Below are 24,029 nucleotides of genomic sequence, written 5' to 3' on the forward strand. Positions count from 1 at the left end.
AATCAAAAGATGTCGTGCTACATTGCTTTTAGCACGACGTTAAACAGGATTATTTGCAATTTAAAGGAATCAACATGGATCAACTTGAAATGAAAAAAATGGCTGCGGCAGCCGCACTGCAATACGTGAAACCCGATTCAATCATTGGGGTAGGCAGTGGCTCAACAGTCAATTGTTTTATTGAAGCGCTAGGGAGTATGCGAGATCAAATTAAAGGGGCGGTGGCGGCCTCAAAAGCCTCAGAAGCCTTATTAGCAAAACAAGGGATTGAAGTGTTTAGTGCCAATGAGGTTTCAAGCCTTGATATCTATGTCGATGGTGCCGATGAGATTAACCCACAGAAAATGATGATCAAAGGCGGAGGTGCCGCACTAACCCGTGAAAAAATTGTGGCAGCGTTGGCAAAAAAATTCATTTGTATCGTTGATACAAGCAAACAAGTTGATGTGCTCGGCTCAACTTTCGCCTTGCCGGTTGAGGTGATTCCAATGGCGCGCTCTCAAGTGGCGCGTAAATTAGTCGCCTTAGGTGGCTCACCAGAATACCGCGAAGGTGTTGTTACAGATAATGGTAACGTGATTTTAGATGTCTATCATTTTGCTATTATGAATCCTGTTGAAATGGAAAAAGAATTAAATAATGTGCCGGGCGTGGTCACCAATGGCATTTTTGCTCTACGCGCAGCAGATATTATTATTGTCGGCACGCCTGAAGGTGCCAAAGTCATTGAATAACAAAAAGGAAAGCAAACATGACGACCAAAGTGTCTTTAGATAAATCTAAAATTAAATTTCTCTTATTAGAAGGGGTCCATCAAACGGCATTGGAAGTGCTACAAAATGCTGGCTATACCAACATTGAATACCATAAAAAAGCCTTAGATGATGATGAATTAAAAGAAGCCATTAAAGATGCGCACTTTGTGGGTATCCGCTCACGCACGTTCTTAACAGAAGAAGTACTTGCCCATGCACAAAAATTAATTGCGATTGGTTGTTTCTGTATCGGTACTAACCAAGTCAATTTACAAGCGGCAAAATTACGTGGTATTCCAGTGTTTAATGCGCCGTTTTCAAATACCCGTTCTGTAGCAGAGTTAGTGTTAGGGGAAATTCTCTTGTTAATGCGTAACGTTCCCCAAGCCAATGCCGAAGTACACCGTGGGATTTGGAATAAATCAGCCAATGGTTCACATGAAGTACGTGGTAAAAAACTGGGTATCATTGGTTACGGGCATATCGGTTCACAGTTAAGTATTATTGCGGAGTCACTCGGGATGCGCGTATTCTTCTATGATATCGAGAATAAATTGCCATTAGGCAATGCACAGCAATTACGCACATTAGAAGAACTTCTGTCTAGCTGTGATGTAGTGTCATTACATGTGCCTGAAAATGCCTCAACCAAAAACCTCATCAGTGCAGAACGCATCGCACAATTAAAAGAAGGCGCCATCTTAATTAATGCGGCAAGAGGCACAGTAGTAGATATTGATGCCTTAGCACAAGCCTTAGAGGCTGGCAAAATCCGTGGCGCAGCCTTAGATGTCTTCCCAGAAGAACCCGCCTCCATTCAAGAGGAATTTGTTTCACCGTTACGTGCTTTTGATAATGTGATTCTTACGCCGCACATCGGTGGCTCCACGTCAGAAGCACAAGAAAACATTGGTGCAGAAGTATCAGGTAAATTTGTCAAATATTCAGATAATGGTTCTACCCTTTCTGCGGTCAACTTCCCTGAAGTGTCACTCCCTGAACATGTTGGTACTAAACGCTTATTACATATTCACCACAATAAACAAGGGGTACTCAATAAGATTAACCAAGTGTTTGTGGATGCTAATGTGAATATCGCCGCACAATATTTACAAACAGACCCAGCGATCGGTTATGTCGTGATCGATGTTGAGACAGAAGACACACACAGCTTATTAACGCAATTAAAAGAGATTGAAGGCACGATTCGCGCACGCGTCTTGTACTAGTGATAAACTTCATCTCATGCAAAGTGCGATCATTCAGATCGCATTTTGTCTTTTAGGGCTTATCAATTTCTGCCCGGCTTTATGCTATAATCGCCAAACTGTGACTTTACTGTGGACGGATAATTCGTATCGATGAAAAAATGGCTTACTTCGTTTTTCCTGCTCATTCTCGTGGGGTTAGGGATTTTGTTTGTTGCTTACCAACATATTCAGCAATTTATGGACACGCCGGTCAACGTCAAAGCGGATCAGCTTTTAACCGTCGAACGCGGCACCACAGGCAATAAACTTGCTACGCTTTTAGAACAAGAGCATATCCTCGATAACGCCAATTTGCTCACTTACTTGCTTAAATTAAATCCCCAACTCAATAAAATCAAAGCGGGAACGTATTCAATGCAAGGGGTCAATACCGTCGCAGATTTGATTCATGTACTCAATCAAGGTAAAGAAGCCCAATTCAGCATTCAATTTATTGAAGGTGATAACTTTGCGAATTGGCGAAAAAATTTGGAAAAAGCACCGCACTTAGTACAAACCTTAAAAGGCAAAACGGAAGCCGACATTTTTGCGTTATTAGAGTTACCTCACGACGTAAAACAAATTCAAGAGTGGAAAAAAGTGGAAGGCTGGCTTTATCCAGACACTTACCACTACACGCCCAATTCTACGGATCTTGCATTACTTAAACGTGCGTCAGAGCGGATGAAAAAGGTTCTGGCACAGGCATGGGAAAAACGAGATGCTGATTTACCCCTTGCGAATGCCTATGAGATGCTCATTCTTGCCTCTATTGTGGAAAAAGAAACTGCGATTGAAGCGGAACGCGGTAAAGTTGCCTCCGTGTTTATCAATCGTTTAAAACAAAATATGCGCTTACAAACGGATCCCACTGTGATTTATGGTATGGGCGAAAAATATGATGGCAATATCCGTAAAAAAGATTTAGAAACCCCAACTGCGTATAATACTTACATCATTAGCGGCTTACCGCCAACCCCCATTGCAATGCCGAGTGAAAGTGCCTTATTCGCGGTGGCAAAACCAGAAAAAACCGATTATTTATACTTTGTTGCCGATGGTTCTGGCGGACATAAATTCAGCAAAACGCTGGCTGAACACAATCGTGCCGTACAACAGTATTTACGCTGGTATCGTAGTCAAAAAAATGGAAATTAATATGACAACAGGAAAATTTATTGTACTTGAAGGCATTGAGGGCGCAGGTAAAACGACGGCGCGTGATAGCATAGTGCGTGCATTGCATGCTCATGGTATCCATGACATTGTGTTTACGCGAGAACCTGGTGGAACCCCCTTAGCAGAGAAATTACGCCAGCTGATTAAACACGAAACAGAAGAACCCGTGACCGACAAAGCAGAGCTCCTCATGCTGTATGCCGCACGTATTCAATTGGTTGAGAATGTAATCAAACCTGCTTTAGCACAAGGAAAGTGGGTAATTGGTGATCGTCATGATATGTCATCACAAGCCTATCAAGGCGGAGGACGCCAACTCGATCAACATTTGCTCCATACCCTCAAGCAAACTATTTTAGGTGAGTTTGAACCCGACTTAACCCTTTATTTAGATATCGATCCTGTCCTCGGCTTAAGCCGCGCAAAAGGGCGTGGGGCTTTAGATCGTATCGAACAACAAAATTTGGATTTTTTCCACCGCACTCGCCAACGCTACCAAGAGTTGGTGCGCCATAACCCGAAAGCCGTGACCATTGATGCCTCCCAGACGATGAGCAAAGTGGCAGAAGATGTGGAAAGCGCGATAGAGACTTGGTTGACTACACGTTAAACAGATGATGACATTGTATCCTTGGCTGTTGCCTTACTATCAACAACGTATTGATGCCTTCCAACAAGGACATGGGCATCATGCGCTCTTGTTTCAAGCCGAGCAAGGCTTAGGCACTGAACAGCTATTATTTGCCTTAGGTCATTGGCTCATTTGCCAGCAACCGCAAAACCAACAACCTTGCCAACAATGTCATCATTGTCATTTGTTTCAAGCCCAAACTCATCCTGATATCTATACCTTGACCCCGATTGAAAATAAAGATATTGGTGTGGATCAAGTGCGTGAAGTGAATGAGAAAATTAATCAACATGCCCAACAAGGGGGCAATAAGATCATCTATGTGCTGGGTGTTTCGCGTTTAACCGAAGCCGCTGCCAATGCGATGTTAAAAACCCTTGAAGAACCACGTCCAAATACTTATTTTCTGCTATACGCAGAAGCATCCAACTCAGTGATACCGACGATTTATAGTCGCTGCCAAACGCAAAAATTGGCGCTCCCAGCTGAAACCAGTGCGATCGCTTGGTTACAGCAACAAACGACACAAGAAATTGCAGCAATCCAGACCGCACTTCGTATTAGCTATGGGCGACCATTGCATGCCTTAACGGTACTACAACAAGATTTATTGGAAAAACGTCGTGAGTTTTTGCGTCAATTCTGGCTATTTTATCGGAAACGTTCTCCGTTAGAACTGTTACCTTTTTTTGATAAAGCCATTCTCCTCCACCAACTTGACTGGTTACTCGCTTTTTTAAGTGATGCTCTCAAAGCAAAATTACAGATTAAAAGCGATTGGTTATGTCAGGATCTCGCTGCTGGCGTACTGCAATTAAGTCAACAACAAAGCGCACAGGCATTACTTCATGCCACACACATCATACAGAAAGTACGTACCGATTTAACGCAAATTAATGCCGTCAACCAAGAACTCATCTTATTAGACGGTCTCACTCAATTAATTACCGATGTATTTGAAGGATAAAATATGTTTATTGTCGATTCCCACTGTCATCTTGATGCACTGGATTATGAAAACTTACACAGCAGTGTTGATGACGTGGTTAACAAAGCCATGGAAAGAGAAGTGAAACATTTACTTGCTGTAGGGGTTACCTTAACTCGTTTTGAGCAAATTTATGCCACATTGGCTAAATTTAAGAATGTTTCTTTAGCATGTGGTGTACACCCCCTCGATCTGGATGATGAGCCGTTTGATGCCGATCGTCTGTTGAAATTAGCGGATGATCCCAAAGTTGTCGCGATTGGTGAAACCGGATTAGATTACTATTACAGCGCAGAAAATAAAACAACCCAACAGGCGATTTTTGCCAACCAAATTCAAATTGCTAACCAATTGAATAAACCGGTAATTGTGCATACTCGCAGTGCCCGAGAAGATACCATTCGTTTGCTGGCTGAAAACCATGCGGATAAGTGCGGTGGCGTATTACATTGTTTTACTGAAAATTGGGACATGGCGAAAAAAGGCTTAGATTTAGGACTGTATATTTCGCTGTCGGGTATCATCACGTTTAAAAATGCAGAAGAAATTCGTGATGTGGCACGCCGTGTACCTCTTGACCGTTTATTAATCGAAACAGATTCCCCTTATTTAGCGCCAGTCCCTTATCGTGGCAAACAAAATCAACCTGCTTATGTACGCGAAGTCTGTGAGTATGTGGCGACATTAAAAGGCGTGTCTTTTGAAGAGTTTGCCCAACTCACTACACAAAACTTTGAACGTTTGTTCAAAATTAATGTACAATAAATCAACTATATACTGGGTGGATAATACTTATTAAGGGAAATACGATGCGAAAATTTTTTAAATACTTTTTTCTGACGGTGATTTTTGTTTTTCACCTCGTCTTATTCGCAACCGTGAATTTCGTCACACCAAGTTATGAAGTGACTAAAGTGACGGGGGTCGAGGTGAAACGGGTCGATAAAGATGGTCCGATCACGAAAGCCAATCCAGCCGATGGTCCAACCCGTGACGTCTATTTTATTAATACACAAAACCAAGATGGCAAGATTATGGTTTACCGCAATGAGGACACGCGTTGGGGTTTCCCATTCTATTTCAAATTTGGCTCAGCCAATTTACATGCTGAGGCAGAAGCATTAATTAAAGAAGGACAGAAAGTACAAATTAAATACTATGGATGGCGTTTAGTGATGTTTGATGAATTCCGTAATGCACTCAATATTAAAGCAGTGGATGAACATGCCTCACCATCACATCCAATTTTCGCCTACATTTTGTATTTTATATTACTCATTACGCTTTTCTTTTCAGTCCAATTCATTCGTGGCTGGTTTGATAGCGAAAACTAGCGCCTCTTTTCTCTCACGTGGTTTAATCTCACATTAAGCCACGTTTTGTTTCTTCCTAGCCTCCCTTACCGTTCAAAACAGAGATATTTTATGAGTTTATTTGAAGCAATTCTAAGTTTAGGCATACTGATCATTATCAGTGCGGTGATTTCAGCCGCTGAAATGTCACTCGCCGGTGCGCGAAAAATCAAACTACAAAGTTTAGTCAACGACGGTGATGCACGCGCGCAATTAGTACTTGAGCTACAAAGCCAACCGGGGCGCTTTATTACTGTTGTCCAAATTGGCTTAAATATGGTCGCCATTTTAGGCGGAATTATTGGCGAAAGTGCGATTCGCCCCTACTTAGCCCTCGTCTTAACCCAACACGTCAGTGTCGAATGGCTAGATAGCGCCGCCTCTTGGTTGGCATTCGCTTTAGTCACAACCTTATTTGTGCTGCTTGCGGATCTCGTGCCTAAACGTTTAGCGATGATTAATCCTGAAAAAGTGGCACTGCGTACTGTACGTATTATGTCCGTCTGTATTTTCTTACTCAAACCCTTGGTGATGATTTTTGATTCTATTGCCAATGGCTTTTTTAAGCTCTTTAGAATTTCGACCATACGTGAAGAAAATATGACTCCAGAAGATATCGTCGCGATTGTCGGGGCAGGAGCAGAAGCTGGGGTTGTTAATGCACAAGAACATTATTTGATCGAAAATATTTTTGAGATGCAACAACGCACAGTCACTTCAACGATGACAACGCGTGAAAATATTGTGTTTTTAGACCGCTCTTTTGATCGCCAAGCCGTGCTAGATACCCTCACGCACAATTCGCATTCTAAATTATTAATTTGTGATAACGGCTTAGATCGCATTCTCGGTTATGTAGAATCGCACACATTACTGACAATGTATCTCCAAGTTGAAAAAGGGGTCTCATTGACAGACAGTCGCCTTTTACGTAAAGCCCTGTTTATTCCAGATACGCTCTCGTTATTTGAAGTGCTTGAATTATTCAAATCGACAGGGGAAGATTTTGCTGTGATTGTTAATGAGTACGCACTGGTGGTCGGGATTATTACTTTAAATGATGTGATGAGCATTGTTATGGGTGAATTAGTGTCAAATGAAGAAGAACAAATCGTGCGCCGTGATGAAGACTCTTGGTTGATTGATGGTGCAACGCCCTTGGAAGATGTTATGCGCGCCCTCAATTTAAGTCATTTTCCGGGCGAAGAAAATTACGAAACAATCGGTGGCTTTATGATGTATATGCTGCGTAAGATTCCGAAAAAAACCGATTTTGTATTGTATGATAAATACAAATTTGAAATTATTGATACCGAAAATGTGAAAATTGACCAACTGTTAGTTTCTCTCAGAAAGGACATTGACCCTACCGTTTAAATGCTCACATTCCCACTGCAACAGAAACAAATAGATCATAATGCTTATCCGGTCTAAGTGTTTTGTTGCAGTACTCAGGGCGAAAGGCGTCGGTTAGCGAAAAATCCCACCACCAAATGCCTTTCCTCTCCATTTCCTGAGAACAATCCCTTGAGACTATTTCTCACTTGAAAAGAAAAAATCCCTACAAAGCATAAACAGCGTCATTTGATAGTACGACAGTTTTTTCATGTTGTTATGATCACTATCATATTAAAATGTCCGTTCTCTTTGTATGATGAATTCATTTTCTCGGATTGAGGTGGTAATGCAAACTCCTTTTCAATTAATGGCAAAGCCAACAGGCTCATTGTGTAATTTAGATTGTAAATATTGTTTCTATCTCGAAAAACCACATCTACAGCAACGCGCGATGAGTGATGACATGCTTGAAGCGTATGTCAAAAAATATTTACAACTTGCCCCACAAAAAGAGGTCACTTTTCTCTGGCAAGGTGGTGAGCCAACACTTGCGGGCATTGCGTTTTACCAAAAAGCCGTTGAATTCCAACAAAAATATGCTAACGGTAAAACAATCTATAATGCCCTACAAACTAATGGTGTCCTCTTAGATAAACAATGGTGTCAATTTCTGCAACAAAACCAGTTTTTAGTGGGCTTATCTATTGATGGTCCCGAACATTTGCATGATGTGTACCGCGTAACTAAAAGTCAAAAAGGCACCTTTCATCAGGTCATGCATGCACTGGAAAATCTGATTGCCTTCAACGTGTCTTTCAATACCCTCACTGTTGTCCATAAACAAAATGTGTTACATGGTAAAGCGGTTTACCAATTTCTAAAACAAATTGGCTCGACGTATATGCAGTTCATCCCTTTAATGGGTGAATGGGAACAGCAAGCGGGGGCGAAAGAATACGGTCAATTTATGATTGAGATTTTTGACGAATGGTATGCGCATGATATTGGTAAGATTGGGGTGCAGTTTATTGAGCAGTGGCTCATGGCGTTTTTAGGCATGCAGCCGAGTTTATGTATTTTCCGTAAAACCTGTGGTGATCAAATGATCGTCGAACAAAACGGCGATATTTTTAGCTGCGATCACTATGTGTATCCTCACTATAAAATCGGTAATTTAATTGAAACCCCACTCAAACAAATTGTTTACTCCGCACAACAACAAAAATTCGGCGCAGATAAACAAAAGGTGTCCCATAAATGTCAGCAATGTCAATTCTACTTTGCTTGTCATGGAGGCTGTCCTAAGCATCGCACAGTGCAAGGTTTCGGTGAAGCACATAATATTTTATGTGAGTCTTACTACAGTGCATTAAGCCATATGTCGCCTTACTTGAAGAAATTAGCCATTTTTTTAACAAAAAAACAAAGATTGTTATGATTTTGTGATCCAGTTCACCCTACAGATATGACAATAATCATACTCATTTTGGTGTTTCTTTTATATGCTATTTACAACTTTTCAAAAATACCCTCTTATTTAACCGCTCATAATATAAGGAGAAGTGAAATGAAAACGTGGAAATCCGCAATTAAAGCGAGCTTAATTGGTTTATTAGGTCTCGTTTCAATCAATTCTATGGCGCAAACAAATTGGCCAACAGCCCCCGTCACAATTATTACGCCTTGGGCGGTAGGCGGACTTGCAGACCAAATTAACCGTGCAATGTCAGAATATGGAAAAGAGCAATATGGTCAACCATTACTGGCAGATAATATTCTGGGCTCAGGTGGTGCAGTCGCATTAACAGAATATACAAAAGAAAAACCAAACACACACAAATTAATTTTAGGGGGTGAAGGGAGCTTTGCTATTGCACCTTTAACAATGAAAGTGGCATACAAATTTGAAGATTTCGTACCAGTCATTAACATTTACTCTTCCACTTTTGTGTTAGTCACCAATCCAAGAACAAAAGTAGACAGTATCCCAAGCTTAAAAGAGTACATTGCAAAAGGGAAAAAAATCAAAATTGCGACCAACGGTACAAACTCCTCTGAAGCATTACAATCTGCCGCTTTATTCAATGAAATGGGGGCAAAATACCAAATCATTCCTTATGACGGTGCGAATGAAGCCTTAACCGCTGTCATTTCAGGGGAAGTTGATTTTGCAACAACACACGCCTCTTTAGCAAAAGAGTTCGTCAAAGCAGGAAATGCAAAAGCGGTCGTGGCCTTTGATGAGAAAAAATTGGTTGATGACGTGTATAACTTAGACAGTGTTGTCGATCACGGCTATGATACTTGGATGATCAACACTTGTGCGGTCTTTATTCGTGCCGGCACCGACCAAGCGATCATTGATAAAAACTATCAAGCTCTTAAAAACATCTTAGAAAATCCAAAACTACAACAAACCGCGAAAAATATTGGTATCCGTTTAGATATCAAAGATGGCGCAGCAGTCAAAGCCTATATTGACTCCACCATGGATAAAGCGGCTAAATATTCTAAACTCGTTAAATAACCCACAATAGCCAGCATAGTGTTGACTCTCCCACTATGTTGGTTATTTTTTTGGAGATATTGTGATGAAAATAACTTTTCGCCAAGATTTAGTCGGTGCTGCCGTTTTCCTTATTTTATCCATCACATTATGGTTGTTAGTCCCTTTACAAATTGTCATTGATGAAGATGATGGTATTACTGCACAAACCTTTCCTCGCCTGATTATTGGTCTGATGGCACTTTGTAGCTGTATTTTGCTTGTCAAAGAAATCATCAAAATTATTCGCAAACAACCAAGCAAGATGGTGACCTTAACCTTAAGCGAGGAGTTAAACGCCTCGATTGTTATTCTATTATTGGTATTGTACTGGTTTATGTTGTATTGGTTACCTTTTATGGTTTCCTCCATTATCTTTGCCTTCTTAATGTTACTGTTCTTCCGTTGCCGGAATTGGCAATACTACGCCATTGTTGCCACGGTGATTACGGCTGTTTCTTTTATTTTCGAGTATTTACTTAATATTTCGTTACCGTAGGAGTGTTTATGTTTGACCAAATCATTGCGGGATTTAACGAGTTCTTTACTTGGGGAAGCTTTCTTTATATTAATCTAGGCCTATTTTTAGGTATCGTCTTTGGTTCGATTCCGGGACTGACTGTCATGCTTTGTTTAGTCCTCTTTCTCCCCATTACGTATTCTTTAAATGCGATTCATTCTTTTATGTTTTTATTGGGCATTTATTGTGCGGGAAGCTATGGGGGATCCATTTCTGCGATTCTCATCAAAACCCCCGGCACCCCACACGCTGCCGCCACCATGTTAGATGGTAATCCATTAGCGAACCGAGGTATGGCACAAAAAGCCTTAAACGTTGCCCTGTACGCATCATTTGTAGGAGGAATTGTCAGTGCGCTGGTATTGCTCTTCTTGGCACCAGAAGTCGCCAAAGTCGCCCTCAAAATGGGTTCACCTGAATACTTTCTGATTTGTGCCTTTGGCTTAACCATTATTGCCGGTGTCAGTGGAGAAAGCTTATTAAAAGGCATTATCTCAGGCTGTTTGGGTTTATTCCTGTCCTTCATCGGCATGGATCTGATCAGCGGCAGTACAATGCGTTTTGCCTTTGATAACATTAATTTATATGGTGGTTTTGATCTGGTTGTGGTCTTAATTGGGTTATTTGCCTTAATCGAAATTATCAATAAAGGGCGTGATCTAAAAAGCCATGGAAATAAGCAAGTCGAACCGCCTAAACTCGATAAAGGCACCGTGTCGAAAAGTGAATGGTTGCGTTTACCGAAACCCCTTGCCATTGGTTCATTATCGGGTATTTTAGTCGGTATCATTCCCGGAACTGGCGCCTCTATCGCGTCTTTCCTCAGCTATGACTTTTCCAGAAAAGTTTCTAAAAAGCCCGAAGAGTTTGGCAAAGGCTCTGTCGAAGGAATTGCTGCTGCTGAATGCGCTAATAATGCGATCACAGGTACCGCACTTGTTCCCTTATTAACCTTAGGTATCCCGGGCGATGCCGCAGTTGCTTTAATGTTAGGCGCTCTCATGATTAACGGCTTAACACCTGGTCCAAACTTATTCCAGAATCATGGCACGGCGGTCTATGCGATTATGATTGGACTGATTTTCGTTAATATTTTCATGCTTATCCAAGGCAAATATTTACTGAAATTCTTTGCCAAAGTGGTGAAAATCCCGCAACAAATTTTAATTCCTATCATTGCGGTCTTCTGCTTTGCTGGCGCTTATTCCCTCAAAGAATCCATGTTTGATGTCGGTGCTGCATTGGTCTTTGGCATTATTGCTTATCTGATGGATAAGCTCGGGTTCTCCGCAGTACCAACCTTACTTGGTCTGGTATTAGGCGCATTGACTGAAAAAAATCTCCGGCGTGCGTTACTCATTTCTGACGGAGACTGGACCCTCTTTTTAGAAAGACCGTTCTCACTGGCGTTCTGTATCTTAATCTTAGTAACCATCATGAGCATTGTGTTCAATAATTACAAAAAAGCGAAAAAGGGCTATTAAACGAGGAAGCATTATGACTAGACCTAATATTATTTTTTATTTCACTGACCAACAGCGTTGGGATACCGTGGGTGCTTATGGGCAACCACTTGATATTACACCAACATTAGATAAATTAGCCGAGGATGGTGTGGTGTTTGAAGAAGCCTACTCTTCACAACCGGTTTGTGGTCCTTGTCGTTCAATTTTCCAAACGGGATTATACCCAACCGAAACGGGCTGTTTCCGTAATAATATTGCTCTTCCAGAAGGGGTTAAAACCATCGCGGATTATTTTAATGAAAATGATTATGACACTGCCTATATTGGCAAATGGCATTTAGCTAGTGATGGCGAACTTGAAGAAGAGCCAACGATTGATTACACCACCAGTGCGATTCCACCAGAACGTCGTGGCGGATATAAAGGCTTTTGGCGAGCCTCAGATGTCTTAGAATTCACCTCTCACGGCTATGACGGTTATGTTTTTGACGAGAATATGAACAAGTGTGAATTCAAAGGCTATCGCGTTGATTGTATTACCGACTTTGCGCTGGAATATCTCGATCAATATCAAGGCGATAAACCGTTTTTCATGACCATCTCACATATTGAACCTCATCACCAAAACGATCGTCATTGCTATGAAGGACCGGATGGCTCAAAAATCCGTTTCAAAGATTTTGAGTTACCAAAAGATTTAGCAGAATTAAAAGGTAATGCGGCAGAAATGTATCCTGATTACCTTGGCTGCTGCCGTAGCTTAGATGACAACTTAGCGCGTTTAATTGAGAAATTAAAAGAGAAAGGACTCTATGACAATACCATTATTGTCTTCGCCTCTGATCATGGTTCGCACTTTATGACTCGCAACACTGATGAAAACCTCAATGGTTATGATGACTATAAACGCTCTTGCCATTCTTCTGCGTTGCATGTCCCGCTGGTCATTGCTGGCGGCGCATTTAAAGGCGGAAAACGTGTCAAAGACTTAGTCAGTACCGCAAGTTTGCCAAAAACCTTCCTTGCCATGGCGGGCATTGATGTGGGCGATGCGATGATTGGTGAAAACCTACAAGACGTGGTAGAAAATAACATTCCAAACCGAGTAAATGAAGTGTTCGCACAAATCAGCGAAAGCCGAGTAGGTCGCTGTATCCGCACAGAAAAATACTTATATAGTGTTTTCGCACCGAATAAACATGGTGGTGTACACGCGGGCAGTGATGTATATCAAGAAGACTTCCTCTATGATTTAGAGAAAGACCCTTATGAGCTTAATAACCTCGTGCGTGATCCTGCCTACGAGCAAGTACGTGTTGAATTACGTGAAAAACTCTGTGAGCATATGCTAAAAGCAAAAGAAGAACGTCCAACGATTCTTCCTGCCGCGTAGCACGATAATAAAAGAAGATCATGCTGATCCAAAAAGCCTGATCTTCTTGTCTTTTCGACATTTCATCTCCTCGGATGTCTATCCATTTTGCGCTTATCTACAGCAAACCACACTGAAAGCACATGGAATAAAATTGCAGAACATAAAAAAAAGTTTAATAATACATGAATACCTACAAAGCGCAGATCCAATCTGTTCCTTTGTTTTTATCCCAATTCGTTAGGTTCTGTTATGTATTCAAATTCTGAAAAAAATCACCGCACTTTGCTGTTCCCCATTTTCTTTTTTGTCTTCGTTAATCTCATCGTTTTCACGCTTTCGCGTTTAGGGCTGTCACTCTGGCAAGCAGAGCGTGTGAGCGCGGTCAATGGCTGGGTCGAGCTATTTGTGCAAGGGCTACGCATTGATATTGTGTCACTGTGTTATTTATTTGGCGTCCCTGCCTTATTCACAGTATTACTTTATCACCATAATGCGCTCGGTCGCGTTTGGCAAAAAATATTACGTGTTTGGTTAACCTTTGGCAGTGTCTTTATCTTGTTCATGGAAATTGCCACACCTGCATTTATTGAGACCTATGATTTCCGACCAAACCGTCTTTTCATTGAATACCTCATTTATCTAAAAGAAGTGTTTACTATGCTATTTGAGGGGCATTTGCTCTCCATGGTAATTAGCTTAGTTGTCACTGCCACTGCAACACTCTGTTATTGGAAATTAGCGGGGTGGGCAGTGAAAAACTTATCTTCACCGAGTTGGAAATTCCGTCCAGTTATTGCTCTGTTAGTGATCGCCATTGCCTTTATCGGTGCCCGATCAACTTTTGCGCATCGCGGTATTAATCCGGCGATGGTTGCCTTCTCTTCCGACGGTTTAGTCAATTCATTAGTCCTCAACTCAGGCTATTCTGTTATTTATGCTGCACAACAATTTAAAGATGAAGACAATGCTGCCTCTTTATACGGCAAAATGGCAGATGATGAAATGCTACGTATTGTAAAACAAACGCGTGGTCGTCCAGAAAGTGACTATATTTCTAGTCAATATCCAACCTTAACCAGAAACCAAGCCACTTACCAAGGCAAACCTAAAAATATTGTGATTATTTTAGAAGAAAGTCTTGGCGCACAATTTATTGGCAGTTTAGGCGGATTACCTCTTTCTCCAGAATTCGATAAATTAGCACAAGAAGGCTGGTTATTTGAGAACCTGTATGCGACAGGAACCCGTTCTGTGCGTGGGATTGAAGCCGTTACCGCGGGCTTTACTCCAACACCGGCACGAGCCGTCGTCAAACTCAGTAACAGCCAACATGGTTTCTTTACCATTGCCGAATTATTAGCTAAACAAGGTTACCACACCTCGTTTATTTACGGTGGTGAAAAGCATTTCGATAATATGGCAAGCTTCTTCTATGGCAATGGCTTCCAATACATTATTGATGAATTGGATTACGTCAATCCTAAATTCAAAGCGACATGGGGAGTGAGTGATGAAGACTTATTTGATAAAGCCCATGAAACTTTTACCGCCTTACATAAAGAAGGTAAACCGTTCTTTAGTTTAGTGTTTAGCTCAAGTAACCATGATCCGTTTGAGTTCCCTGACGGTAAAATTGAACTTTATGAACAACCAAAACAAACCCGCAATAATGCGGCGAAATATGCAGACTATGCGATTGGTCATTTCTTTAAATTAGCTAAACAAGCAGATTACTGGAAAGATACGCTGTTTTTAGTCATTGCTGACCATGATTCTCGTGTCGGCGGTGCTGCGTTAGTACCGATTAAGCACTTTCATATCCCAGCTTTATTGCTAGGCGATCATGTAGAGGTAAAACGTGATGCCCGTCTCGTCAGCCAAATTGATATGCCTACAACGTTGCTGTCTTTAGCTGGCATCAGTGGCGATTATCCGATGATTGGTTATGACTTAACCAAAGAAGACAATCCAAATCGTGCTTTTATGCAATATGATCAAACTCTCGCCATGATGAAAGGTAACGAGGTTGTCATCCTTGCCCCCAAAGTTGAAGCCAAAGGTTATCTCTATGATAAACAAACCAATCGTTTTACAGAGGCGAATTTATCAGAAGCGCTAAAAAAAGAAGCACTGGCACATTCACTCTTGGGCAGTTATTTATATAAAAATAGGTTATATAAATCAGAGGATAAAAAATAAACAACACTAAGCAATAATAGGACAAAAATCGTCCTACATACTGAATTTTATCTTTTAGAAAGGCTTATTAATTGAAATAAAATGAAAAATTACGGCGTAATCGATCATTTTATTTCATTTTTCAGCACAAAAAGTGATATAAATATAATCATCATAAAAAAAAGATATTGAGGGGAAAAATGTTAACACCAATTCAAAACTTTCTGAAACAAGAAGCGGCAGGTGGTATTCTGCTGTTCATTTTTGCAACCTTAGCCATTATTTTAGCCAATACCCCATTAAGTTATTTATACTTTGATTTTTTGCAAACACCAGTGAGTGTCCAAATTGGTGCATTCATCATCAATAAACCGCTTTTAATGTGGGTCAACGATGGTCTTATGGCCGTGTTTTTCATGCTCGTCGGAATGGAAGTTAAACGTGAATTACTAGAAGGCTCGTTATCCAGTTATCAACGTGCTGTTTTTCCCGCCATTGCGGCAACAGGCGGTATGGTTGTTCCTGCAATTGTCTTTCTTGTGTTTAACGCAACACATCCTGAATTTCAAGAGGGATGGGCGATTCCGATGGCAACGGATATCGCTTTTGCCCTTGGCGTCATCGCCTTATTAGGTAAACGTGTTCCACTCGCGCTGAAAATTTTCTTGTTGGCACTGGCGATTATTGATGACTTAGGGGCGATTGTTGTTATTGCGCTATTTTTCTCTCATGATTTAAGTCCACAAGCCTTTATCTTCGCGGGGGTTGCTGTGGCAATTTTGATCACAATGAACCGTTTAAAAATTACCGCACTCTCGGCTTACGGCATTGTCGGTATTATTCTTTGGGCATCCGTACTCAAATCAGGTGTACACGCCACTTTGGCGGGAGTGATTATCGGTTTTTGTATCCCATTAAACGGTAAGAAAGGCGAGCGCCCACTAGATGACTTTGAACATACTTTATCACCTTGGAGTGCCTTTGCGATTCTCCCACTGTTTGCTTTCTGTAATGCTGGGGTTTCATTAATTGGTATGGGAATGGATAACTTAACCTCTACGTTACCAATGGGGATTGCCCTTGGCTTACTCTTAGGTAAACCTCTGGGGATTTTCTCATTCTGTTTTGTGGCAGTAAAATTAGGCATTGCTAAGCTGTCTGAAGGCATTAATTTCAAACAAATTTTTGCTGTGTCTGTACTCTGTGGAATTGGATTTACCATGTCCATGTTCCTTGCTGGTCTCGCCTTTGGTGGAGAAAGTGATAGCGAAAATGTCACTGCACTCGCCCGTTTAGGTATTCTGATTGGTTCTGGTTTCTCCGCGGTGTTAGGTTATTTACTGTTGAAAATGTCCACAAAAGACCCCATTGAGGCACAATAAATCAAATAAAAAACACCACCAACAAATATAAGAGTGGTGTTTTTTTATCCATTAGAAAAAAGAGCATTGACGACAGGCATGCTGCCAATCAGACAAGCCTCCAGTGCTTCACAAACACAGGAATAGATTATGTTACGCGTACGCTATGCACATGAAAGAGGAAAAAGTCATCCCGCAATCCACTGGCTAAGGGGATATCATAGTTTTTCCTTTGCTGATTATTATTCTCCCCAACATATACACTTCTCACATTTACGTGTGATTAACGAAGATATTATTGCCCCACAACACGGTTTCGATATGCATCCGCATCAAGATATGGAAATTTTAACCTATATCTTGTCTGGCACAATTGAACATCAAGATAGCATGGGTAATCACACCCAATTACATGCTGGCGAATTTCAAATTATGTCGGCAGGATCAGGCGTGCATCACGCTGAAATCAATCCAAGTAGTGAGCATGATGTCCATTTATACCAAATCTGGATCTTACCGAAGTCAAAAGGCATTGCACCGCGTTATGAGCAAGGTCGCTTTGCTGACACAGAAGGAGCAACCTTAATTTTATCCCCTGAAGCAAAAGACGGCGCCTTTTATATTCATCAAGACATGTCTTTATGGCGTTGGCAACTTAGTTTAGAACAAAGTGCGGTCAAAACGATTCCACTTTTGCCAACGCGACGCTATTGGCTACAACTGGTAAAAGGACAACTCCGTGTGAATGACGTCCTACTCAACACCAGTGACGGTCTGGCAATTACACACGAAAATGTCTTACAGATTGAACTGATTCAAAACAGCGAATTTTTATTGTTCGATTTAGTATAACACAAGAAAAATAGCGGAATTCTCCGCTATTTTTTGTTATCCTTAGTCTAATTTAAGCTCTATGGATATTTGCTATGACAGATCAACACGCTTTTGCGACCGAACAAGTGCAACTCGACCCGACTTTATCTCCTACCACAGAAGAAACCACGCATTTTGGCTTTAAAACCGTGGCAAAATCGGAAAAACAAAAAATGGTTGCCAATGTCTTCCATTCCGTCGCGGGCAAATACGATTTAATGAATGATTTACTTTCATTTGGTATTCACCGCGTTTGGAAACGCTTTACCATTGACTGCAGTGGAGTACGTAAAGGACATAAGGTGTTAGATCTGGCGGGTGGAACAGGAGATTTTACGGCAAAATTCTCGCGCCTTGTAGGACCTAGCGGTGAAGTGATCCTTGCTGATATTAATGATTCGATGTTACGGGTCGGTCGGGAAAAACTGCGTAACCTCGGCGTTGTCGGCAATGTTAATTATGTACAAGCTAATGCTGAAGCACTGCCTTTTCCTGACAACACTTTTGATTGTGTGATCATCAGCTTTGGTTTACGTAACGTCACAGACAAAGACAAAGCACTACGTTCTATGTTTCGCGTGTTAAAACCCGGTGGTCGCTTATTGGTGTTGGAGTTTTCCAAACCGATTTTAGATCCACTCAGTAAAATTTATAATTTCTACTCTTTCAATATTTTGCCTAAAATTGGCGAAGTGGTGGTCAATGATAGTGAAAGTTATCGCTATCTTGCTGAATCTATCCGTATGCACCCCGCACAAGATGTTTTAAAACAAATGATGATCGACGCGGGCTTTGAACAAGTTAATTACTATAATTTAAGTGCAGGCATTGTGGCATTACACCGAGGTTATAAGTTCTAACATTGAGGGGAGACCCACATGAAATATCGAGCTAAAAATCATTCAAAACAGGTCTTGATATTACTAGGACTCGATATTCTGATTTATGTGGTACAAATAGGGCTAAGCCGTGAAATTATACAAGCAACTGATGCGCTCTTATTCGTAAATAAAAACATCGCTAACATGATTTAGCGACAATCACGATGTTTGACAGTATATTAGCAATTCCCCTTGCCTTGCTATTTTCTTAATTGTCATCCAGGTACAACAAATTCAGAATAAATATCAACCCAAAGAAGAAAACAGCAACAAAAAAATCACCCAGAGTGCCTTAGTGAGCTAAAGAGTATCTATGCAATTCACCTTTTTTCAGCAACTGATGTTGCCACAATATCTATGCGCAGGTGTAGAAACACTGCTTAATAAATTGATTCAACAGACCGCTTATTGTGCTCCCTATTTACGCAAGCTCAATAACAAGGTTTTAGTAGTCAAATTACAAAAAATAGACTTACCAATCTATTTTTTCTTTTCTTCACAACGGATTGAGTTACTCAGCCGATATGAAGGTGAAACTGACTGTGCTGTGGATATTGCGCCAAGCTTACTGTTTCATTTGCCGAAGAAATCGCAGTTAAGCCAATTTATTAATGATAAGTCCATTTACCTGCAAGGCGATTTACAGGTGTTACAAGATTTTGTCGCCCTGATTGAATTTTTAGAGAAAGATCCCGCAGAATTGCTTTCTCCTTATCTTGGCGATGTCCCTGCACAAACGGCAGTAGATTTTCTGACGAAATTAACCCGTTCGATAAAATACAAACTTAACCAAAGCCAACAATTTTGGGGTGAGCGCTTAACGGAAGAATGGCAAGTTATTTCACCAAGTTTGGCTATCGCGGATTTTTGTGATCAAGTTAAACACTTAGAACACCAAACCGCGCATTTAGAACAAAAAATTGAAATGCTTTTCAAAAAGAAATAGCCCAATAGGGACAACCCATGCAAATTAAAGATATTTCCCACTTATATAACATCATTAAAACTTTCTTACTTTACGGGATTGATGAGGCCCTACCCCAGCACCGCTATACACGTGCAATCCGCTGCTGGCGAAAAACCCTATTTTGGCTACGAAATCAACATAAGGACAAAACATTTGGTTTGCGTTTACGCCTTGCGCTACAAGAGTTGGGACCAGTTTGGATCAAATTAGGACAAATGCTTTCCACGCGTCGTGATTTATTCCCCCCTGACATTGCTGATGAATTAGCGTTGTTACAAGATCAAGTCGATCCCTTTGATGGCAAGATCGCCAGAGCACAAATTGAAAAAGCGCTAGGCGCACCACTCGAAACATGGTTTGATGAATTTAACGAAATCGCCTTAGCTTCAGCTTCGATTGCACAAGTCCATACGGCAAAATTTAAGCAAAACGCACCGCACTTAGAAAGCCGTTTGGCAGGAAAAGAAGTGGTATTAAAGGTTTTACGCCCTAACATCCAACAAATGATTAATGCTGACTTAAGTTTAATGTACAAAGTGGCAAGTTGGATCCCGCGCATAAAAGCAGAAGGACGCAGACTACGCCCTGTGGAAGTCGTGCGCGAATATGAAAAAACCCTACGCGATGAATTAGACCTACGCCGTGAAATGGCGAATGCGATTCAATTACGTGCCAATTTTGAAAACAGCCCAATGTTATACATTCCCGAAATGTATAAACAATTTTGTCATCAAACCGTCATCGTCATGGAACGTATTTATGGGATACCGGTTTCCAATATTGAAGAACTCCATGCTAATGGCACCAATATGAAATTACTGGCGGAGCGTGGTGTACAGGCATTTTTTACTCAGGTTTTTCGTGATAGCTTTTTCCATGCCGACATGCACCCGGGTAATATTTTTGTCAATCGAGCACATCCTGACGATCCCCAATATATTGGGATCGATTGTGGTATTGTGGGACGCCTCAATGATCATGATAAACGTTATTTAGCGGAAAGTTTTGTGGCGTTTTTTAATCGCGACTATCGCCGTGTGGCGGAAATGCATGTTGCATCGGGTTGGACGCCCAAAGACACGAATATTGATGATTTTGAGCAGGCTTTTCGTGAGGTGTGTGAGCCAATTTTTGCTAAACCCTTATCCGAGATTTCCTTTGGACATGTGCTCTTAAACCTGTTTAATGTGGCACGCGAATACAATATGGAAGTCCAGCCACAATTGGTGTTACTACAAAAAACGTTACTTTACATTGAAGGGTTAGGCAGACAGCTTTATCCGCAGCTAGATTTATGGGATACCGCGAAGCCCTTCTTACAAAAATGGCTCGATGAGCAAATGGGCATAAAAGCCTTTACCAAATCAGTTAAACAAAAACTGCCATATTGGCGTGAACATTTGGTTGATTTACCAGAAAATGTGATGGATGCCCTCGCGCAACAAAAAATTATCGCTGATGAGTTAATCCATTTAAATCGCACCTTAGCCAAAAAACGTAACATTCCTCACTTCACCTCCTTTATTCTGGGGTTATGCACTGGCTTAGCGATCTGGCTTTTAATTTACTTACTAAGCTGATCAAACGCAAAAGAAGAGAAAATAATGTGAATTGGCTATTGTTCAAACGCAGTAAAAAAGCTATATTCACCAACATTCATTTTTCAACATACTAAAGAAGGATAAAATATGGGTGGCATTAGTATTACGCAACTACTTATCATTGTAGCAATCGTTGTTTTATTATTTGGTACAAAAAAATTGAGAACATTAGGGTCTGACTTGGGCGAATCCGTAAAAGGTTTCAAAAAAGCCATGGCAGATGATAACAAAGAAAAAGATGCAGAATTCAAGTCATTAAGCGATGACAGTGAAACTACAGCAAAAACTGAAAAAGCAAAAGACAAAGAACAAGCATAATGTTTGATATTGGGTTTTCTGAGTTATTTCTTATTTTAGTCATCGGTCTGCTTGTGCTCGGACCGAAACGTTTGCCTGTGGCAATTCGCACCGTCATGGGCTGGGTTGCAACAATTCGTGGTTTAGCCTCCAATGTGCAAAATGAACTAAAACAAGAACTGAAATTACAAGAGCTGCAAGAAAGCATAAAAAAAGCAGAAGAACTCAATTTCCAACAACTCTCGCCTGAACTCAGTAAAACGGTTGAAGAATTGAAAGCCTCGGCTGAAAAAATGCGTACCGCGCTAGAACAAAAAGCCGCAGCGACCAATACAACACTGGAAGAACAGATCAAAGAGATAAAAAATGCAACAGAGAGCACATCACAAACACTGACGGAGCAACTCACCCCGTCTGAACAAGTGACGGAGGCAACAACCGATGATGTCCTGTCTCCTGCAGAACAAGCAGAACTTGCCGAAGAAAACGATGAAATGGCTTATATCCAGCAATATTATCCCGATGACGATGATGAGCCGGTATTTGCCTCAAAAGTAAAACCTCAAACAGAAGAAATACAAGATAAGAAAGCCTAATGCGTGTTGAAGATTCTCAACCTCTGATCAGCCACTTAATGGAGTTACGTGATCGCCTACTACGAGCGATCATTTTTGTTGCGGTCGTTTTTTGTGCCTTAGTGTATTTTGCCAACGACATCTATAACTTTGTGGCTTCGCCTTTAATTGATGTGTTACCGGCTGGCGCCAGTATGATCGCCACCAATATTGCTACCCCTTTCTTCACACCAATCAAATTAACTGCGGTGGTTGCCGTCTTTCTCTCCGTGCCTTATTTACTCTATCAAGTCTGGGCATTTGTGGCACCTGCCCTCTATCAACATGAAAAACGCTTGATTTACCCGCTCCTGTTTTCCAGTACTGTCCTGTTTTATCTTGGGGTGGCTTTCGCTTATTATGTTGTCTTTCCTCTCGTGTTTGGTTTCTTAACCAAAACCGCCCCAACAGGTGTCGCGATTGCTACAGATATCAGTAGCTATTTGGATTTTGTATTGACGATCTTCTTAGCATTTGGGGTCTGTTTTGAAGTGCCTGTGGCGATTATTTTATTATGTTGGACAGGCGTCACTACACCCGAGGATCTTAAAGGCAAACGCCCCTATATTATTGTTGCTGCTTTTATTATTGGCATGCTATTAACACCACCCGATATTTTCTCGCAAACCCTACTTGCTATCCCAATGTGGTTATTGTTTGAGGTTGGTGTGATTTTTGCACGTTTTTATCGCCCTAGAGAGGATGAAGAAACGCAATAGTTCACGAGGCAGACCAACGTGTCTGCCTTATTTTTAGCGCGAAGACTGACTTAAACACGAGGACGCTATTCATGACACAACAAATTTTTGCCAGTTTCCCTCAACGTCGCCTACGCCGTATGCGGAAACAAGCTTTCAGTCGCCGTTTAATGGCAGAAAATAAACTCAGCGTAGAGGATTTAATTTATCCCGTTTTTATTATTGAAGGCGAAAAGCAAAGGGAACCCGTACCTTCCATGCCTGGTGTAGAACGCTTAACCATTGATGAGCTATTAATTGAAGCCGAACTTTTAGTCAAATATGGGGTACCGGTGATTGCACTTTTCCCGGTGATTGCACAAGAGAAAAAATCCTTAATGGCAGAAGAAGCTTATCATCCTGATGGCTTAGTACAGCGCGCGGTAAAAGCATTAAAGGACAAATTCCCAACTGAACTTGGCATACTTACTGATATTGCCCTCGATCCCTATACTACACACGGACAAGACGGGATAATTGATCAACATGGCTATGTGTTAAATGATGTCACTAGCGATATTTTGGTCAAACAAGCGCTTTCCCATGCGAAAGCGGGCGCAGATATTGTAGCACCAAGCGATATGATGGACGGTAGAATTGGCAAAATTCGCCATGCCCTCGAGGAAAAGGGGTTTATCAATACACTCATTATGGCGTATTCTGCCAAATATGCTTCTCATTATTATGGACCTTTCCGCGATGCCGTCGGTTCTGCCACCAATTTAAAAGGGGGCGATAAAAAAACTTATCAATTAGATCCGGCCAATAGTGATGAAGGACTACAAGAAGTGGCATTAGATTTACAAGAAGGGGCAGATATGGTGATGGTCAAACCCGGCATGCCGTATTTAGATTTAGTTTATCGCGTGAAAACTCATTTTGGCGTGCCAACTTTCGCTTACCAAGTATCGGGTGAGTATGCCATGCATCAAGCTGCGATCCAAAACGGCTGGCTCAAAGAAAAAGAATGTATTATGGAATCTTTATTGTGCTTCAAACGTGCTGGCGCCGATGGGATTTTGACGTATTACGCCAAACAAGTAGCAGAATGGCTATATTGGGAAAAACAACATCAATAATGTCTCTTGCAATAAAAAGTGCGGTCAAAATTTCATACGTTT

Annotated in this window: 24 protein-coding genes; all 24 read left to right on the forward strand. The window is 41.2% G+C overall.

The window, feature by feature from the left end:
• Positions 1–74: 74 nt before the first annotated feature.
• The 24 genes from rpiA (at position 75) to hemB (ending at position 23,987) form a co-directional block, all read left to right on the forward strand.
• Positions 75–734 carry a ribose-5-phosphate isomerase RpiA gene (gene rpiA / locus KPF51_RS08065; protein WP_005718572.1) on the forward strand — a complete coding sequence of 220 codons (660 nt, stop codon included), beginning with the start codon at positions 75–77 and terminating at the stop codon, positions 732–734.
• 17 nt (positions 735–751) lie between these two features.
• On the forward strand, positions 752–1,984 hold the full coding sequence (gene serA / locus KPF51_RS08070; protein ID WP_005718573.1) for a phosphoglycerate dehydrogenase: 1,233 nt from the start codon (positions 752–754) through the stop codon (positions 1,982–1,984).
• A gap of 132 nt (positions 1,985–2,116) precedes the next feature.
• Complete coding sequence (gene mltG, locus KPF51_RS08075) at positions 2,117–3,163, forward strand: endolytic transglycosylase MltG (RefSeq protein ID WP_061406388.1); 1,047 nt, start codon at positions 2,117–2,119, stop codon at positions 3,161–3,163.
• Position 3,164: 1 nt separating this feature from the next.
• On the forward strand, positions 3,165–3,794 hold the full coding sequence (tmk, locus tag KPF51_RS08080; protein WP_005718577.1) for a dTMP kinase: 630 nt from the start codon (positions 3,165–3,167) through the stop codon (positions 3,792–3,794).
• Between the two features lie 4 nt (positions 3,795–3,798).
• The gene (locus KPF51_RS08085) at positions 3,799–4,782 is read left to right on the forward strand and encodes a DNA polymerase III subunit delta' (RefSeq protein WP_042742731.1); all 984 of its coding nucleotides are present in this window, start codon (positions 3,799–3,801) and stop codon (positions 4,780–4,782) included.
• 3 nt (positions 4,783–4,785) lie between these two features.
• Entirely contained in the window at positions 4,786–5,568 is a 783-nt protein-coding gene (locus KPF51_RS08090) for a YchF/TatD family DNA exonuclease (RefSeq protein WP_005718583.1), read from the forward strand.
• Between the two features lie 44 nt (positions 5,569–5,612).
• The gene (locus tag KPF51_RS08095) at positions 5,613–6,137 is read left to right on the forward strand and encodes a DUF1523 family protein (protein WP_005718585.1); all 525 of its coding nucleotides are present in this window, start codon (positions 5,613–5,615) and stop codon (positions 6,135–6,137) included.
• 90 nt (positions 6,138–6,227) lie between these two features.
• On the forward strand, positions 6,228–7,532 hold the full coding sequence (locus KPF51_RS08100) for a hemolysin family protein (RefSeq protein ID WP_005724544.1): 1,305 nt from the start codon (positions 6,228–6,230) through the stop codon (positions 7,530–7,532).
• A 307-nt stretch (positions 7,533–7,839) separates the two neighbouring features.
• On the forward strand, positions 7,840–8,931 hold the full coding sequence (locus KPF51_RS08105) for an anaerobic sulfatase maturase (protein ID WP_005752200.1): 1,092 nt from the start codon (positions 7,840–7,842) through the stop codon (positions 8,929–8,931).
• A gap of 129 nt (positions 8,932–9,060) precedes the next feature.
• Positions 9,061–10,020, forward strand: a complete 960-nt coding sequence (locus KPF51_RS08110; protein ID WP_005724546.1) for a tripartite tricarboxylate transporter substrate binding protein — start codon at positions 9,061–9,063, stop codon at positions 10,018–10,020.
• A gap of 64 nt (positions 10,021–10,084) precedes the next feature.
• A complete protein-coding gene (locus KPF51_RS08115; protein ID WP_005724548.1) occupies positions 10,085–10,537 on the forward strand; it encodes a tripartite tricarboxylate transporter TctB family protein in 453 nt (150 codons plus the stop codon).
• Positions 10,538–10,545: 8 nt separating this feature from the next.
• Positions 10,546–12,042, forward strand: coding sequence for a tripartite tricarboxylate transporter permease (locus tag KPF51_RS08120; protein WP_005724552.1), 1,497 nt, complete (start codon positions 10,546–10,548; stop codon positions 12,040–12,042).
• A 13-nt stretch (positions 12,043–12,055) separates the two neighbouring features.
• Positions 12,056–13,417 (forward strand): sulfatase-like hydrolase/transferase, encoded by a 1,362-nt coding sequence (locus tag KPF51_RS08125; protein ID WP_005752203.1) that lies wholly within the window; start codon positions 12,056–12,058, stop codon positions 13,415–13,417.
• A gap of 231 nt (positions 13,418–13,648) precedes the next feature.
• Positions 13,649–15,598 carry an LTA synthase family protein gene (locus tag KPF51_RS08130; RefSeq protein ID WP_211599563.1) on the forward strand — a complete coding sequence of 650 codons (1,950 nt, stop codon included), beginning with the start codon at positions 13,649–13,651 and terminating at the stop codon, positions 15,596–15,598.
• A 179-nt stretch (positions 15,599–15,777) separates the two neighbouring features.
• Positions 15,778–16,959, forward strand: coding sequence for a Na+/H+ antiporter NhaA (gene nhaA, locus KPF51_RS08135; RefSeq protein WP_005724556.1), 1,182 nt, complete (start codon positions 15,778–15,780; stop codon positions 16,957–16,959).
• 129 nt (positions 16,960–17,088) lie between these two features.
• A complete protein-coding gene (locus KPF51_RS08140; protein WP_061406387.1) occupies positions 17,089–17,790 on the forward strand; it encodes a pirin family protein in 702 nt (233 codons plus the stop codon).
• A 74-nt stretch (positions 17,791–17,864) separates the two neighbouring features.
• Complete coding sequence (gene ubiE, locus KPF51_RS08145) at positions 17,865–18,671, forward strand: bifunctional demethylmenaquinone methyltransferase/2-methoxy-6-polyprenyl-1,4-benzoquinol methylase UbiE (RefSeq protein ID WP_005718653.1); 807 nt, start codon at positions 17,865–17,867, stop codon at positions 18,669–18,671.
• An 18-nt stretch (positions 18,672–18,689) separates the two neighbouring features.
• Entirely contained in the window at positions 18,690–18,845 is a 156-nt protein-coding gene (locus KPF51_RS08150; protein WP_162879359.1) for a hypothetical protein, read from the forward strand.
• A 160-nt stretch (positions 18,846–19,005) separates the two neighbouring features.
• Complete coding sequence (locus tag KPF51_RS08155; RefSeq protein WP_015691114.1) at positions 19,006–19,638, forward strand: SCP2 domain-containing protein; 633 nt, start codon at positions 19,006–19,008, stop codon at positions 19,636–19,638.
• Positions 19,639–19,655: 17 nt separating this feature from the next.
• On the forward strand, positions 19,656–21,239 hold the full coding sequence (gene ubiB, locus KPF51_RS08160; RefSeq protein ID WP_061406386.1) for a ubiquinone biosynthesis regulatory protein kinase UbiB: 1,584 nt from the start codon (positions 19,656–19,658) through the stop codon (positions 21,237–21,239).
• A 108-nt stretch (positions 21,240–21,347) separates the two neighbouring features.
• Positions 21,348–21,578 (forward strand): Sec-independent protein translocase subunit TatA, encoded by a 231-nt coding sequence (tatA, locus tag KPF51_RS08165; RefSeq protein ID WP_005724565.1) that lies wholly within the window; start codon positions 21,348–21,350, stop codon positions 21,576–21,578.
• On the forward strand, positions 21,578–22,153 hold the full coding sequence (gene tatB, locus KPF51_RS08170) for a Sec-independent protein translocase protein TatB (RefSeq protein WP_005724566.1): 576 nt from the start codon (positions 21,578–21,580) through the stop codon (positions 22,151–22,153). Before tatA ends, tatB begins: the two co-directional genes overlap by 1 nt.
• Positions 22,153–22,890, forward strand: a complete 738-nt coding sequence (tatC, locus tag KPF51_RS08175) for a twin-arginine translocase subunit TatC (protein WP_005724568.1) — start codon at positions 22,153–22,155, stop codon at positions 22,888–22,890. The genes tatB and tatC overlap by 1 nt, the downstream gene beginning before the upstream one ends.
• Positions 22,891–22,961: 71 nt before the next feature.
• The gene (hemB, locus tag KPF51_RS08180; RefSeq protein WP_005724570.1) at positions 22,962–23,987 is read left to right on the forward strand and encodes a porphobilinogen synthase; all 1,026 of its coding nucleotides are present in this window, start codon (positions 22,962–22,964) and stop codon (positions 23,985–23,987) included.
• The last annotated feature ends 42 nt before the right edge of the window (positions 23,988–24,029 follow it).

The sequence above is a fragment of the Pasteurella sp. XG20 genome, from assembly GCF_018968665.1.
Classification (GTDB): Bacteria; Pseudomonadota; Gammaproteobacteria; order Enterobacterales; family Pasteurellaceae; genus Pasteurella; species Pasteurella multocida.